Below are 15,053 nucleotides of genomic sequence, written 5' to 3'. Positions count from 1 at the left end.
GTTTCTTTTGTCATTCATTTGTTCTTATTAACTTAACAAATTTACGTTTCCCCCACCTGAATGATGGTCTCATTAGTAATGTCTATATTTAAATTAAGATCACTCACTTTACTACCATTGACCTTAACTCCTCCATTTTGAATCATTTTTCTCGCTTCCGTTTTAGATTTTTGTAAATCTAAATTCACTAGTAAATCAATGATCGTTATTTCTTGATCACCTTTCCACTCTACTGTCGGAATATCCTCAGGAAGCGCTCCTTTTTGAAACACCGCTTTAAATGTTTCTTCAGCTTTATGAGCTAGCTCTTCTCCATGATAAATTCTAACAATTGTTTTTGCGAGTTTCATTTTCGCATCTCGTGGATGGAGTTCACCCTCGTTGAGTTTTGTTCTGATCTGATTTTTTTCAGACAAAGGTAAGTCAGTGACTAAATCAAAATATTTCGTAATTAGTTCATCAGGGATCGACATCGTTTTACCATACATTTGATTGGATCCTCTGATACACCAATATAATTGTTCTTCGATTTTGACATTTTTTCGACTCCATCAAGACCTTCGATTAAAGGTAAGAGGATAACAATTTGCTTTTCTTTCCCATAATGCTCCTGGAGATGTCTCCCCATTAACACATTGAAATGCTGATCTGTTCCGCCGAGTTCTACATCACTCTCTAGTTCGACAGAGTCATATCCTTGCATTAAAGGGTAGAAAAATTCATGGAATGAGATCGGCTTTCCAGTCGATAATCGCTCTGAAAAATCGTTTCTCTCAAGCAATCGTGCCACAGTAATGCTTGCTGAAAGGTTAATGATCTCCTCAAGTTGAAGTTTCGCTAGCCATTTCGAGTTGTAATGAAGTTCAACCTTCTCCATATCCAAAACCTTACTAAACTGTTCAAAATATGTTTGGGCATTATGTTTCACTTCTTCATCCGTCAATTGTTTTCTTGCGACAGACTTTCCTGTTGGATCACCAATTTTACCAGTGAAATCACCAATTAGTAGTTGAATTGTATGACCATTCTCCTGAAACTGTTTCAGTTATTTAAAACAACGGTATGCCCTAAGTGAACATCTGGTGCAGATGGGTCTAAGCCTAGCTTAATTCGAAGTGGTCTTTTTTCCACGATAGATCTCGCTATTTTGTTTTTTAACTCATGCTCTGGAATAATCTCGTGCACACCACTTTTATAAATCATAAATTGTCTTTCTACTTCTAAGATTTGTTCCTCTGAAAGTTGCTTAATAAAATCTGACATTTCATTCTCTCCTTTTATTCAAATGCTGTTTCTATCTACTTTTAAAGCTTTTGGGACGAAGCCAAGCGAATGCTAGGCACCAACATTTTGCGAAAATATTTCTTAACGTAAAAAAACCACGCCCCTAAAAAAGGGACGTGGTTAACGCGGTACCACCCTAATTGAAGATTTCTCTTCCTCTTAATAAAATAACGGTTCAGCCGTTCTTTGCTACATTTATGTTCACAAAGAAAGTTCAAGGAGGTAATTCACGTTTACCTTTGTACTGATTTGCACCAACCATCAGCTCTCTGAAACAGTGAGATAAAAGCTACTCATTCCTATCAAAACTTATTTAGTATTCATATTTTTATTTATTATAGCCAAATCATTTTATTAATGCAAGGACAATTTCTACTCCCTATTTTGGGATTTACACAACATAATTGCCAGTAGGTTAAATATATTTCCCATTTCAACGCAAGCTAAGTAATGAATAAAATCACGATTACTTGTCATTCTAAAGGTTGTATATTAAACTTTTAAATCGAGATGTTTATCCGATTTAACAACGTTTTCAATAAGGAGGTACAACATTTTGTCGAGAGAAAAAGCCCTTTTGCTTTCTTCCTGGGGAGTTTTAGGTTTCCTGCTAATAATATTAGTACCTAAAAACAAAATACGAAACGCACAGGTGGTATTTTTATTTACTCAAATCATAACTTGGCTCCTCGGGCTAACAGTTGTTGAAAAAAACTTAATTAGATACCCACGGCGTTTTTTTAAGAAAGCTAATAAATCAAGTTTCACTTTTGAATATTTTGTATTTCCTTCAATAACCGTGTTTTTCAATCTTTTTTTCCCGGAAAAAAATAAGCTAATATTAAAACTTTTCTATTATTTTTGTTATATTTCGGTCCTAACCGGACTAGAGTTTATTGCGGTAAAATACACAAAGACCATAAAATACATTCACTGGAAATGGTATTGGAGTAGCGTAAGTATGGGTTTTGTATTTGTCCTTTCAAGGATTTATTATAAGTGGTTTTTTAAAAACATCTAAGTGCTGCAGCTACGTTTAATTTTCTTGAGTTCCCTTAGAATAAAAGTCTCACTCTCTACTGTTTACTTTTTCTGATTTATAAATTTTTTATTTTTCTTGAAAATCTCTTCCAAAAGATTGTTGCTATAAGCTTTTAGGTAGTAACCAAGCGAATGCTTGGTTCTTCCCGCTTAGCGTGAAGTTTTTGGGAATCAATAAGCCCTTGGGACCAATTTATTTGTCCCAAGGGCTTATTGATTCCCAAAAGACAACCTAAAAGCAACAGAGTTACGAAAACAGCTTTTTAAACATGTTTATCCTCGTTTATAATCCTACACTGTTATGATAGTAAGAGTTACTCTCCCGTTTTTGAATGCAGAAAAAAATAGGGACAATATTCGATTTTATTATTAGCCCTGAGTTATAATGAACAAAATCATTTATCAGACATAAGGAGTTAACTAATGGAAAAACCTCAAAAAGAAAGTCTAAAACCATTTATCTCACTAATTCTCTCTACAAAAATTCCAAAACTAGCACTAACTCTGGGGTTAATCGGTAGTTTAATGACAACTCTAGTCGGTCTTACCATACCTTTATTAACGCGGGAAATGGTCGATGGTTTTTCTGTCGACTCTTTAAGCGTTGCCCTCATTGTCACGATTGGTGTTGTATTTATTGTTAAAGCAATCATTGATGGATTATCTACTTTTTCACTTGCTTACGTCGGCCAGAAAATTGTTGCTACACTACGACAAATGATGTTTTTTAAATTAATTCGGCTTCCAGTCAGCTATTATGATAAAAAGACTAGTGGCGAGTCGGTTAGTCGCGTGGTTAACGATACAAGCATTGTTAAAGATTTAATTTCACAGCATTTCCCTAATTTTATTACCGGAATTATCTCGATTATCGGTGCAGTTATCATCCTTTTTATCATGGACTGGAAAATGACTCTGTTAATGTTAATTTCAGTACCGATTACTATAGCAATTATGATGCCTCTTGGACGAAGAATGGCAAAAATATCACGTGGTTTACAGGATGAAACAGCAATATTTACTGGGAAAGTCCAACAAACTTTAAGTGAAATCCGCTTAATGAAAGCTTCTAATGCGGAACTAGCTGAAGAGGAAAAAGGCTTACAAGGAATTGGAAAGCTTTTGTCGTATGGACTTAAAGAATCAAGAATTTTTGCTCTTATTGGCCCATTGATGCAGCTCGTGATTATGGTCGTAATTGTTATAATTATCGGATATGGTGGAATTCGTGTCGCAGAAGGTTCGATGTCAACAGGGTCACTCGTTGCATTCTTGCTTTATTTATTCCAAATTATCTTTCCGATCACTGCCTTTACCATGTTTTTTACGCAGCTTCAACGAGCCAAAGGAGCTACAGAGCGAATTATTGAAATACTAGACCTCGAAGCGGAAGAAGGTCAAGAAGGCCTAGATTTGGATATTACAAACCAATCAATTCACGTAGAAAATGTATCTTTTGCTTATAGCGAGGATGAGCCTGTTCTTAAAAACGTGTCTTTTGATGTAAATCCTGGTAGTATGATAGCCTTTGCTGGACCTAGTGGTGGTGGAAAAACAACGATGTTTGGTTTATTAGAACGTTTCTATGAGCCTACCTCTGGGCAGATCTTGATTGGTAGTACGCCAATCAAAGCATTAACATTAGCTTCCTGGCGCAGTCAAATCGGTTATGTTTCCCAAGATAGTCCAATGATTGCTGGAACGATCCGTGAGAACCTTTCGTATGGTTTAGAAGCAATGGTCACTGATGAGCGTCTTTGGGAAGTTGCAAAAATGGCTTACGCTGACCAATTTATTCAGGAATTCCCCTTAAAGCTTGATACTGAGGTCGGTGAGCGAGGTGTCAAACTATCTGGAGGACAAAGACAGCGAATAGCGATCGCGCGAGCTTTTTTAAGAGATCCTAAAATTCTAATGATGGACGAAGCAACCGCAAGTTTGGACAGTCAATCAGAGGGAATCGTGCAAAAGGCGTTAACACGATTAATGGAAGGTAGAACAACATTTGTTATTGCCCACCGCTTATCTACTATTGTCAATGCCGATAAGATCATCTTTATTGAAAAAGGTGAAATTACCGGAATCGGAACTCACAAAGATCTAGTCAACTTCCACGCTTTGTATCGCGAATTTGCAGAGCAGCAACTGACGTGATCCTCAAGTAGTAGATTTGACACGGAAAAGGTCCAAGGCGTAGAGACAATGACTCTCTACGCCTTCTTTATACATTCTACTAACCTTCTTCCACTTGCTGCGCTGAAAACTAGAAAAGTATTCCGAACCTAGGAAAGCATTTTAGCTTCCCGTTTTTTATAAGTTTTTAAGTAAAGCGTTGAAAACTATAAAGCATTATGGATTATTGGGTACACCTTCTGCTTCCTTACGTTTTCCTTAATTGAGATGACTCCAATCAAACCAACTAAAGAGAAAGTAACTGGAATGATGAAACCGTAAAAATAACCATTACCTAAACTTGCTGATGTTGAATTAAAATGATCCAATATCCTCCCAAAAATGCTGGGCAGCAATACTGCACTTAAGAATCCACCCGTATTTGCAAATCCAGAAACAATGCCAGATTCTAAAATTGGAAAAGATTGACGAACGACAGCAAACGTCAAGGCACTTGCCCCAAATCCATAACCAATAATAAAGAAAAGAATAACTAGCAAATAATATGGCGGATTTCCATTAAATAATAGAAATGTAGACCAAGCTAGAAAAATAATGATATGGACAACAACGTATGGCCGTTTAATGGTTTCTACCCGACTAGAAATCCAACTAGTTAGAGGGGCCCCAATAAGTGCACCGACAAGCCCTATCATAATAAGCTGACTAGCGCCAGAACGTGTCATATCATAAACGTTCATTCCGTAGGGCACTGCCCACGAACTGATAAATCCTAGGTACCCACCAACAAGCCCAAAATGACATAAAAATAATGCCCACGCTTGTCGATTTGAAAAAATTCGCCGAAGTAACTCCCCTATTTTTTCTCGTTGGCTTTCATTTTCGATAACTACAGGTTCATTCGGAAAAAGCTGAGTTGGTTTTTTTAGGAGTACAAAGTAAAGAAGTATCCCACAAAAACATAAAATGAGTCCTAATCCAAAAAATGCTCCCCTCCAACCTAAGAGGTTTATCCATGCAGAGAAAGGAACTGACGCCAAAAGAAAACCGAGGCTTCCAGTCATTCCCGCCACCCCAATTAATCGCACAAATTCCTTTGCTCTAAACCATTGACTCAAAATTAATACCATATTGACCCAGATGGTGGCATCTCCCGTCCCTGTAAGTATTCGGGAGAAAAACAGAATATATTCATGCGTTCCTAGACTATAAATCATTGTACCCAAACCTGTAAGTAGTGCACCAATTATGAGAAAAAAATTGGGTCCATACCGATCAGCCAAAATCCCCATCGGAATTTGCAAACCAGTGTATACAAAAAATTGTATGCTAGTCAGTAACCCAATCGTTGATGCGGTTACATTAAAATCCGTCATCAATTGATCAGTAATCAATCCTGGGGCGGTTCTTTGGCTCGCCATTATTAAATACGTAAACAGGACCGAAGCAAATACAACCCACCTAAAGCTACTATCTTGTTTGTCCAATGATCTCTACTCCTGTTAGTTTTTATTCTATTTATATGAAGCATTTCTAGGATAGTACCCATTATTTTTTGTTCGACATCCTAGGTATCAATAACAGCCAAGTATCTCACACTTACATTTACGAAAACCGAAAAAAAGAAGTTTAACGGATTTACTTGTGAGGTGCAAAACGGACAAACACTGACAATCTCCCACGCTAATTAACCTCCGAATCTCCAACATACTTTATTGTTCATCATTCAGCAAAAAAAGAGCCTTACTCCTACTTGAAGCAAAGCACTCGATAGTAGAATTATTCTTATAAAAAAACTTCACCTACAATATTTCCTTTGCATCCGAAGGCAAATATCTTACATGTTTAAGGAATTTCGTCATATTTTTATCGTCATCAATTGGGTATGTAAATAATAGGTTATCTGCTACATCTTCTGCTAAAGTTCTAAATAACTCACATGTGATAAATATGGAATTCCAAAAATTTTCATAGTTATTATCGGAATAAGTATTTTCATACATCTCCCAATATGGTTCTGGAAGATAATTTTTAAAATACTTGCCCATCTTTCCAGTTGAGACTTGGAAATTATATCTTGTTCCAATCCACCATGATACCATTTCATCAAGTGATGCTCTCGTGGTAGTTTCAAACATTAATTTTGCGTATGGCAATTCGTCTCGCCAAATTCCTTTTGCAACGTTTTGTAAACACCACCAAAAATTATTTGTACAACTCACAAACATTGGTCCGGATGGCTTTTTTACTTGATAATTAATATCTGTAGGTGGAGGAATGATTGGTAACATGTTGTCCTTATCTAATAATGGAACAGTAAGTTTATCACTGACATAACCTTTAATCATTGAATCCTTTGTTTCGATATGAAGGTCAATTCGATTCCCGTCAGTAAAAAGCATTAAATATCCATATGAACATTCAAAATCGCTATCTATACCAAGATACTTATCCATTTTGTCTGGTTCTTGGAGCATCAGTAAATCTCCAAAGATGTTAATCCAATTTTCATCCTCTATAAAAGATATTGTTTCCGTCACTACATAAACAATATCGTAATCTTGAAAAATATCTTTAGGAACATTAGGGTTAGTTCTAGAACCGTTCACATATACTGCTCGGATCCGTTCATCCTCTTTTGCTACCTTTAATATTAAATCAAACATTTCTTTTTCACTTCTCACGAATATTCATCCCCTGTAAAATGAAAGTTTCCTCGCTTAATTCTGAAAATAGTACTTTCTAAATCATAAAAAATTAATAACAATTTTTCTTTCAACGATACTCTTGAGCGTAAAAATAAGCTAGCTAAACGACTCTTAAGTGTTTCAATAGCTATAAAAAATAGCTAAAGAAGAAAATTAAACGGTATAACGAAAATTCCAGCTTTTTGGAAAATCAATTTTATTAGCATAGGCATAGCGAATTAACTGTCCGTGATGCTGAACCTCATGCTCTAATAAATCAATTAACAAATTACTGTTAATTTCATCTATGCTATTATCTTGTAAAAATCTCTTTAAGTTAATATGAGTTTCTTCCAATTTGCTAATTATTAAAGTTTATTATTACGATCAATTAAACTGCAATCAAAACCAGCCCATTTACCAATTTTTAAAGACTTTAAATAGCTTTCTCTCGCTCCGATCATACAGTAAGCTTGTTCTCCTATTGTATTTGAGGGTACGTCTGATATTTTTAATGTTAAACAACCCTCATTAATATGATTATAAAAGTCATCTGTTAAACTCAATGCTTGTAAAACCCTTTGTTTCAGAATATCCACTCATCACGCCTCCATCTTTCACCTTTTTACAATATTGCTGCTCTTTACCTGAATAAAAGCGGTCACCATTTGTGATGACCGCTTTTGCACTTTTGCTACCCGTTTTTAAGTACGTTTCTTCACAGATTAAATAGGATTACTTCTACCTCTTAAAAATTATTTATTTTATTTAAAGGATAATACCTAAGAAGGACTTTTCCTAAAACATTTTCTTTCGGGATAGGACCAACACTTCTGCTATCTCTACTGCCATTTCTATTGTCACCCATTACAAATATATAGTTTTCTGGAACAACAATAGTTTCAAATGGTAAGACCATTTCTTCCTTTATGTAATCTTCGACTAATTCAGTACCATTACGGTACACACTTCCATCCTTATATTCTATCGTATCTCCTCCTTCACCAATTACCCTTTTTATCCAATGCTTTTTTCATCATCGTTCTTTTTAAATATCAAACTCACAATAGGACTTTCGAGTAGATTATCTTTTAAGGTTCTTTTTCTATTAACACGACTATCAATAATGACAATGTCATTATATTTTGGTTCACCTAAGATGTAAGCACTTTTGAAAATAAATACTCGGTCACCGATTTTTTCTTCATTTATAGGGTCTTCTCCATCCAATGTTGGTTCCATTGAACTCCCACTAACTGTAAAAGGTTGAACTATAAATGCGCTGACAATTATTGCGATTGAAAATGCAATTAATAGGGCCTTACTCCAACTAAAAACTTCACCAATTATTTTTTGCTTTAACATCTATTTACACACTTCCTTTCCTACATAAAAAGTCATTTTGCAGATGATAGTCATGTTAATTACTCACTAACCATAATGACCTTAGCAAAACTAGTTTACAAATTTAGCTTTTACCAACCTAATATTTATTCTTTAAATGATAAACCTTCTTCTTTTAATAAACTTCTCATAATTGGTAAGGAGGCTGGTCCAATACCATGGATTTTTAAAATTTGTTTTTCGGTGTACTTTGATAATTCTTGTAGGTTGTCAATCCCTTCGTGAACTAAGGCATTTTTAGCAGGGGAACTCAGTTTCGAAAGGAAGCCACTTTCAGGCTTGTTTTCTTTATCGCAGGTAGGGCAACTTGGACATTCACTACTTTTGTAGTACTTATGTCCTTTTTCACAAACCCTTAAACTTGTTTCAGCTTTCAAAAAAACCCCTCCTAATAATTTCTGATGCAATTTTACCATATTATTTTTCCAAACTTAATTATACATTCAAAAAAAGTCTGTATGTCCCTTTGAATTCGCACTAAAACACATACATGATAATATTTATTGCCGTTGAAAACTGGTTTTATGGATTTCAATTGTTAATTCACTTCTTTCTACGAAACAAGAAAACTACGCCTAAAATGAAAAGAATGATTGTCAAAATAACTATGGGCATTACATTAAAAAACTCTTTGATTTGACCCTTTTCAGTAATCTCCTCATCTGCATAAAGCGTAAATGTTAGGTCCTCTTCAGGTAATTGAGCTAGATTGGTGAGATACATATTATTCTCATCTTTTACTAGATCGACGCTACTACTAACAATATAAGGAGCCTGTTCTGGTGGAATAATTCTAATCTGTAAACCTCCAAAATCACTCCAATTTTTTGCTGGGTTCAAAATATAATCAAAGGTGTATAAAGGTTTCACTGTTCTTGTCATATCCATGGTTCCTCTTGTTTGGTAACTTACACTGACACTTTTGCTTGAATTAGCCGGGAACTGAACTGTATATACTACCGAAAATATACGTTCGTAATTTGCTTGCTCGAAAAGGTCATATTCATTGACAAAGCCATGCTTGTTTGTGAAGTAATTATCAAGTGCTTTCGCATACAGATTGTAAATTTGAGTTTCTGAGATTACCTTCCCATAATTTTGATCAGATTTTATTAATTCAAGCAGGAAGTCTTTAACCCCTACTTCCAGGATTGTTGTTTCATAATGAAAGTCGCTCGTTTCCTCTTTAAGATCACCATCTGTATAAGCAGCTAATGTAAATCAACATCCTCACCTAAAACAAAAATTTCAAAGGTCTCAGGTTGGTGGTACCATGCAGAGATCTTCGTACTACCATTTTCATAGCCATAGCTATCAAAGCCTTTGGTTATTACTTTCGTTTTTTCAGCATCCAATTGTTGAAAGTCAATTACAAAATGGCCTCTTCCCTCTGTTGGCGGCATTACTTCAATGATATAAAGCTTACCTATTTCATTTTCAGTAAAATGCTTCGCCTGATAGGATTCTTTGGTGATCATAGGAACAATATTTTCGAATTCAAAATTATCCTTTTTTCCTTCCTGCTGCAGATTGGCTAAATCTCCTAAATATAAATCATAAGAAACTGGTTGTTCATCTACAGCAACTAACACTTCATTTTCTGAAAAATGGGCAAGTACTCCAACAAAAGGAAACACCATTTCTACTTCTAGTAGCTCATCTGTAGGATTTGCCATTTCATACGTGGCAGTAACCTTGCCATTTATCGTATGTGAATAATTATCACTTTCTGAAAAATCAAAGACAAGCACCTCATTTTCAACTTTAATAGGCGAATTCTTATCAATTACCATAATTTCACTAGAGGGATACCCCTCCCAATAAGCTGGTCCAGAGTTTGCAAAAACGAATGCAGGAATAGAAACTAGCATTAGCGCTAGAATCGTTACTAATTTTTTCATAGGTTTCACCTTTCTAGTATGTAATATAAAGCTAAAATTCTATATTCGGCAAAAAATGGGAAATACCTGCAAATGACAAATCCTAAAAAAATTTAGGACTTAGTGTTTCCTTTAAATTGCTACTATGTTCTACGAAAGTTCACCGTGGAACATTTAACTAAAACAAAAAAAGGATGAAAACAAGTTTATAGAACCTTTTTCCATCCTCTTATCTACTTAACTCGACTAATTAATGGTGGTGATCTTCTTCCGCCGCCAAGGCAATTGCTTTTGTTTCATGAATTGTACCAAATGGGTGCTGAGGCGGCGCATAAATAGAGTAAAGCTTAATTGGTTTATCACCTGTATTGGTTAGATTGTGCCATTTTCCTGCAGGTATTATTATTGCAAAATCATCATAAGCTTCTGCCTCAAAATTTAAATTGATTTGACTGTCCCCCATTTGTACGAGCCCTTGACCTTCTTCAATTCGGATAAATTGATCAAGGTTTGGATGTTGTTCTAAACCGATGCTTTCACCAACACCGATGCTCATTAAGGTCAGTTGTAAGTGTTTTCCCGTCCATAATGCTGTGCGGAAAGTGTTATTTTTCTTGGTAAACTCCTCAATGTTAAAAACAAACGGTTCTGCTCCATAATCTTTAATTTCATTAGCAAGTTGCTCATTTAAAATTTCAAACCGTGTAGCATTTTCTTTCTCTCCATTTAGTGCCCACGTAAATACATTTCGAACTAATGGATTTTGAGTCATGACGCAATTCTTTCGAAATTCTTCATAACCTTCTACTTCGGATCGATAAGCCTTTTGTACACCTTCTCTATAATTAGTAAAAGGCACTTTTTCAACTCGGTATACTGGCTGTGAGCCAGTAAGAGTCATATAAAGATTTGTAAATTGAGTCAGTCGAACTTTTTTGTCTTCTATTGCATGAAGAATACCCCATTGGTTTTCATGATTTGGTGCCACTTTCGCTAAACGACTATAGAGGTCAATGGCTGAAGCTTCTCTTTTTATACCGGCAAGAACCGCTTCAATCACTTGTGGTTCATAACCAAGATCATTTCTGGGCATATAGTTTGCATGATACATTGTTGTGTTACCACTAGCATAATAAGAATATGGATTTTGAGGACCATAATACATGTTATTCATTCCCTTCAAAATTTATCTAGTTATCATATGCCTATGTAAAGAGAATGTACGTAATTTGGCTCTTTTTTCTTATTCAATTTTATTCAAACGACTTGGTTAACTTTATAAAAAATATCTGTAAACTATGAAGCAAAAGGCATTACAGCTTTTCTGAACTCTTCGATAAAACCTAAATAAAAGAAGCCACGCTAGAGACTTTAGCATGACCGTGAGCACTGCTGAAACCCGCTTAAGGGAAAGCCTAACTTTCAGCACCTACTTTATTGAACATCATATTAGTAATTTTCAATAAACTCGATAAATTCATCTTGCTCGTACGTTTTGTAAATCAATTTTTCATGATCAAAGACAAAAAAGGCTGGATAATCGTCAATCTCTAAAAATTGTACATCTCGTTTGCTACCCCTTCCTAAACTAAAGCTGTAGCTATGAATATCTCTTTGATTTTGCATAAATTCTTTAAGCTCTGTTTGAAACTTATATAATGCGTTATCATCATTACTAATCTCTTCGCCTAAAAACACTATAACTGCTAACTTCCCCTCTTCAAAAGTAACCTGCCGTTTTAAATAATCCTCCATTTTCATTTCAACTAGCTGAAGTTGACGAGCTTTATAAACCGGATATATTTCTGTTAGTTTTTCGTTACCACCCGTATTTAACTCAGTCATTTCCTTTTTAAACATTTCCTTCGTCCAAATTTTTATCATATAATCATGATTTTGGAATTCCTCTTCTGTAATCTCAGTTCCGGTTTCATTTAGAAAATTTGTTTCATCATTCCACGTAATAACATAAGCTTCCCATTCGTCAGGGTAGCGAAAAAACGTTATGTCTTCTTGTGTCATATTATTGTCTACTACTACTAAACTGATTCTCTCTCCTTCTAACATAAAGAACCTTGAAAATCGGGATTATTTGTTAGTATTTTATTATTAGAACAACTTGTTAAAAAAAGCGTTAAAAGTAAAATAGCTATTAGTCGTTTGATAAGTTCATCTCCCTGAATAACTTTCATTTATTTCATTTGAAGGTCTTCCAGTTCACTTCCTTCTCATAAAACCGATCTATTCACTCCCTTAATAAGGGATATAAATATCACTTAAAACCCACTGCCATTGACCATCATCATAGATTAAAAATTCGGTCCGTTCACTGTTTTCATTTTTTACTGAATAGACAATATATGTTTTGCCATCCAATTTGTTTTTTACTTTAAATTTAGCTTGTTCCTTTATTAAACTTAATTTTTCATTAATAGAAAAATAAGCTATTGCCAACACGATAACACCTAACAAAATGATAAATTCCATAAGGCACCTCACTTGAGTATTTTTTTAAAGGGCTGTTTTCGTAAGCTTTGTTGCTTTGAGTGAAGAACCAAGCATTCGCTTAGTTACGAACTAAAAAGCTAATAGAAACTACATGACCAAAATAGCTTTTAGTAGCTGTATGTTATGATTTAATTATTCCATAGCAAACAAGATCTTCAAAACGATTTTCTTTTATTACATGGTCTATTAAAACACCTTCTTTTATCATGCCTAACTTTTGTATTACTTTGCCAGATGCCGGATTTGAGTGGAAATGACGAGCATAAACTTTATGGTATTGCTTTTCATTAAATGCAAATTCTAGTACGGCCTTACCTGCCTCTGTAGCATAACCATTTCCCAAAACTTCTCACCAATCCAATATGCTAATTCACCATTCTTAAATCTTTGTTTGTGAGATAATGCTATCGCTCCATACAATGTTCCTGTTTCCTTATCCGTAATGGCAAATTCATAGGACTTATTGGCATTGAAATTCTCAAAATGATGTTCGATCCATGATAATGCACATTCAATAGAATAGGGATAAGGTAAATATAATGTATTTTTATAGATGTTATAATTATTACAAAGCTCAGTAACAACTGGTGCATCCGATTTTTGAAACATTCTTAGTACTAACCTTTCAGTCGTTATTGTTTTATTTTCGTTATCATAAACCATTAATAACCCTCCTAAACTCATCGCACTCTTCAGCAGAGAACTAGACCTGTTAAACATCTATTTCAAAAAAAAAGTAATTAGTGCTTGCCCAACAACACCAACAAACCATAGTAGAACCACTATAAGACTAATTTTTTTACTGAATTTCCATGTTTCAATTGCAACTACTAAAAAAAAGCTGATAAAAATGATCATTCCTAAACTCTGGATCATTTGATTAGAGACAATCCGCCCGATTACATTAGTCAAACTCCTAACATCATCATTACAATCATTTTTCTTCCAAAAGCATTGTTATAATCCTTCTTCAATTGATTTAAAAACTTAGTAGTAAACATTGGCTCCACCACCTTAACCATTTTCCACCCCGAGCTCCCAGGCTTTTTAATGTTCACAGTTAGCATACTTACCAATGGCAACCTTGTTACAATATTCAAGCAGCCTAGATAGAAGGGTGAAATCTATTCTTTACACATATTTATTTCAACAAAGCAACTATAAAAACCTCTTGTAACTGAATACTAAAAAATCCTCACTACGAGTACACGACTTCAAGTAAGGATTTCAGGATTTCAGATGCCCATTTTTAATGTTTTTCTAGGTAACTGAATTTTAAATGTAGTTCCTTCGCCTACTTTACTATCAAAGGTAATGGTTCCACCATGATCATTCACCAATTTATAGGTTGTAAGCATTCCTAGGCCAGTGCCTTTTTCTTTTGTTGAATAAAATGGCAAGCCGATATTAGAGGCTAATTCTTCTGGAATACCACAGCCTTCATCAATTACTTCTATTAAGATATAGTATTTATCTAGATTGGTAAGACGAACATAGATAACACCAGCTTCAGACATCGCCTCAATTGCATTTTTTATGATGTTGATAAAGACTTGCTTCATTTGACTACTAACACAATAAATACTACCAACCTCTTCGTAGAGAAAAATGATTTCCACGTTTTTCATAAGTGCTTGGGATTGGAGCAATGTAACAACATCGAAAATAATGTCTTTCATGTTTTCTTCCTGGAACTCAATTGCTTGAGGTTTTGCTAAAAGAAGTAGTTCACTTGTTATCGATTCGATCCGGTCCATTTCAGACAACATTAGATCTATATAAGTAGGTGTGAATTCACCTTGGCTTTTAATAAGCTGTAAAAATCCTTTTAGTGTTGTAAGTGGATTTCGAATTTCATGAGCAATGGAAGCTGATAATTGGCCAACTAATGAAAGCTTCTCTGAGTTCTCCAGATTCTCCTCTGCTATTTTTTGTAGGGTAATATCTTTAGCAATTCCATAAACCCCTACAACCTCACCATCAACGGTAATTGGGATATTTGTAACCTTTGTATGTATAGTTCTACCGCTTTTACGAATAAGTCGACATTCATAATTTAACGATGAACCTTTAAGTGCTTCATTAAAATAATGATTTACATTTCTATATCTTCATT

The 15,053-nt window shown here is 34.8% G+C and carries 16 protein-coding genes, 3 pseudogenes and 1 other annotated feature; of the genes and pseudogenes, 2 read left to right on the top strand and 17 right to left on the bottom strand.

What is annotated here, in order from left to right; genetic code table 11:
• Positions 1-10 precede the first annotated feature (10 nt).
• Positions 11-1,263: pseudogene (tyrS, locus tag H1D32_RS08535) on the bottom strand (tyrosine--tRNA ligase).
• A gap of 128 nt (positions 1,264-1,391) precedes the next feature.
• Positions 1,392-1,599 (bottom strand) — a binding site (T-box leader).
• A gap of 241 nt (positions 1,600-1,840) precedes the next feature.
• Between tyrS and H1D32_RS08530 the strand changes: the two are divergent.
• Both H1D32_RS08530 and H1D32_RS08525 read left to right on the top strand, forming a co-directional pair.
• Positions 1,841-2,305, top strand: coding sequence for a CBO0543 family protein (locus H1D32_RS08530; protein ID WP_261177860.1), 465 nt, complete (start codon positions 1,841-1,843; stop codon positions 2,303-2,305).
• A gap of 443 nt (positions 2,306-2,748) precedes the next feature.
• Positions 2,749-4,479: an ABC transporter ATP-binding protein gene (locus H1D32_RS08525; RefSeq protein WP_261177859.1), complete on the top strand. Its 1,731-nt coding sequence runs from the start codon at positions 2,749-2,751 to the stop codon at positions 4,477-4,479.
• A 185-nt stretch (positions 4,480-4,664) separates the two neighbouring features.
• On the opposite strand, the gene H1D32_RS08520 is transcribed toward H1D32_RS08525, so the two are convergent.
• The 16 genes and pseudogenes from H1D32_RS08520 to H1D32_RS25350 all read right to left on the bottom strand — a co-directional run.
• Positions 4,665-5,945: an MFS transporter gene (locus tag H1D32_RS08520; protein WP_261177858.1), complete on the bottom strand. Its 1,281-nt coding sequence runs from the start codon at positions 5,943-5,945 to the stop codon at positions 4,665-4,667.
• A gap of 315 nt (positions 5,946-6,260) precedes the next feature.
• On the bottom strand, positions 6,261-7,142 hold the full coding sequence (locus tag H1D32_RS08515; protein ID WP_261177857.1) for an aminoglycoside 6-adenylyltransferase: 882 nt from the start codon (positions 7,140-7,142) through the stop codon (positions 6,261-6,263).
• Between the two features lie 177 nt (positions 7,143-7,319).
• A complete protein-coding gene (locus tag H1D32_RS08510; RefSeq protein WP_261177856.1) occupies positions 7,320-7,502 on the bottom strand; it encodes a hypothetical protein in 183 nt (60 codons plus the stop codon).
• An 11-nt stretch (positions 7,503-7,513) separates the two neighbouring features.
• A complete protein-coding gene (locus H1D32_RS08505; protein WP_261177855.1) occupies positions 7,514-7,744 on the bottom strand; it encodes a hypothetical protein in 231 nt (76 codons plus the stop codon).
• 149 nt (positions 7,745-7,893) lie between these two features.
• Positions 7,894-8,133, bottom strand: a complete 240-nt coding sequence (gene lepB, locus H1D32_RS24930) for a signal peptidase I (protein ID WP_314733384.1) — start codon at positions 8,131-8,133, stop codon at positions 7,894-7,896.
• A 29-nt stretch (positions 8,134-8,162) separates the two neighbouring features.
• Complete coding sequence (locus H1D32_RS24925; protein WP_314733378.1) at positions 8,163-8,510, bottom strand: S26 family signal peptidase; 348 nt, start codon at positions 8,508-8,510, stop codon at positions 8,163-8,165.
• Positions 8,511-8,635: 125 nt separating this feature from the next.
• On the bottom strand, positions 8,636-8,965 hold the full coding sequence (locus tag H1D32_RS08495; protein ID WP_396126167.1) for an RNA polymerase alpha subunit C-terminal domain-containing protein: 330 nt from the start codon (positions 8,963-8,965) through the stop codon (positions 8,636-8,638).
• A 127-nt stretch (positions 8,966-9,092) separates the two neighbouring features.
• A complete protein-coding gene (locus H1D32_RS08490; protein WP_261177853.1) occupies positions 9,093-9,437 on the bottom strand; it encodes a hypothetical protein in 345 nt (114 codons plus the stop codon).
• A gap of 323 nt (positions 9,438-9,760) precedes the next feature.
• On the bottom strand, positions 9,761-10,450 hold the full coding sequence (locus H1D32_RS08485; protein ID WP_261177852.1) for a hypothetical protein: 690 nt from the start codon (positions 10,448-10,450) through the stop codon (positions 9,761-9,763).
• Positions 10,451-10,679: 229 nt separating this feature from the next.
• Positions 10,680-11,594 carry a cupin domain-containing protein gene (locus tag H1D32_RS08480; protein ID WP_261177851.1) on the bottom strand — a complete coding sequence of 305 codons (915 nt, stop codon included), beginning with the start codon at positions 11,592-11,594 and terminating at the stop codon, positions 10,680-10,682.
• Between the two features lie 284 nt (positions 11,595-11,878).
• Positions 11,879-12,451, bottom strand: a complete 573-nt coding sequence (locus H1D32_RS08475; protein ID WP_261177850.1) for a hypothetical protein — start codon at positions 12,449-12,451, stop codon at positions 11,879-11,881.
• Between the two features lie 231 nt (positions 12,452-12,682).
• Positions 12,683-12,916: a hypothetical protein gene (locus tag H1D32_RS08470; RefSeq protein ID WP_261177849.1), complete on the bottom strand. Its 234-nt coding sequence runs from the start codon at positions 12,914-12,916 to the stop codon at positions 12,683-12,685.
• Between the two features lie 142 nt (positions 12,917-13,058).
• Positions 13,059-13,600 (bottom strand): annotated as a pseudogene (locus H1D32_RS08465) (GNAT family N-acetyltransferase).
• A gap of 57 nt (positions 13,601-13,657) precedes the next feature.
• Positions 13,658-13,849 (bottom strand): hypothetical protein, encoded by a 192-nt coding sequence (locus H1D32_RS08460; RefSeq protein WP_261177847.1) that lies wholly within the window; start codon positions 13,847-13,849, stop codon positions 13,658-13,660.
• Positions 13,850-14,172: 323 nt separating this feature from the next.
• Positions 14,173-14,850 carry an ATP-binding protein gene (locus H1D32_RS08455; RefSeq protein ID WP_261177956.1) on the bottom strand — a complete coding sequence of 226 codons (678 nt, stop codon included), beginning with the start codon at positions 14,848-14,850 and terminating at the stop codon, positions 14,173-14,175.
• Positions 14,851-14,859: 9 nt separating this feature from the next.
• Positions 14,860-15,018: pseudogene (locus tag H1D32_RS25350) on the bottom strand (PAS domain S-box protein); the annotation flags it as partial.
• Positions 15,019-15,053 lie beyond the last annotated feature (35 nt).

Source organism: Anaerobacillus sp. CMMVII (assembly GCF_025377685.1).
Taxonomy (GTDB): domain Bacteria; phylum Bacillota; class Bacilli; order Bacillales; family Anaerobacillaceae; genus Anaerobacillus.
This window is presented reverse-complemented; position numbering and strand designations above follow the sequence as displayed.

Excerpts from the sequence above, each read along its gene's own strand:
- H1D32_RS08480 (WP_261177851.1), bottom strand. The coding sequence starts at position 11,594 with ATGTATTATGGTCCTCAAAATCCATATTCTTATTATGCTAGTGGTAAC.
- H1D32_RS08475 (WP_261177850.1), bottom strand. The coding sequence starts at position 12,451 with ATGACACAAGAAGACATAACGTTTTTTCGCTACCCTGACGAATGGGAA.
- H1D32_RS08485 (WP_261177852.1), bottom strand. The coding sequence starts at position 10,450 with ATGAAAAAATTAGTAACGATTCTAGCGCTAATGCTAGTTTCTATTCCT.
- H1D32_RS24925 (WP_314733378.1), bottom strand. The coding sequence starts at position 8,510 with ATGTTAAAGCAAAAAATAATTGGTGAAGTTTTTAGTTGGAGTAAGGCC.
- H1D32_RS08470 (WP_261177849.1), bottom strand. The coding sequence starts at position 12,916 with ATGGAATTTATCATTTTGTTAGGTGTTATCGTGTTGGCAATAGCTTAT.
- H1D32_RS08525 (WP_261177859.1), top strand. The coding sequence starts at position 2,749 with ATGGAAAAACCTCAAAAAGAAAGTCTAAAACCATTTATCTCACTAATT.
- H1D32_RS08490 (WP_261177853.1), bottom strand. The coding sequence starts at position 9,437 with ATGGATATGACAAGAACAGTGAAACCTTTATACACCTTTGATTATATT.
- H1D32_RS08495 (WP_396126167.1), bottom strand. The coding sequence starts at position 8,965 with ATGGTAAAATTGCATCAGAAATTATTAGGAGGGGTTTTTTTGAAAGCT.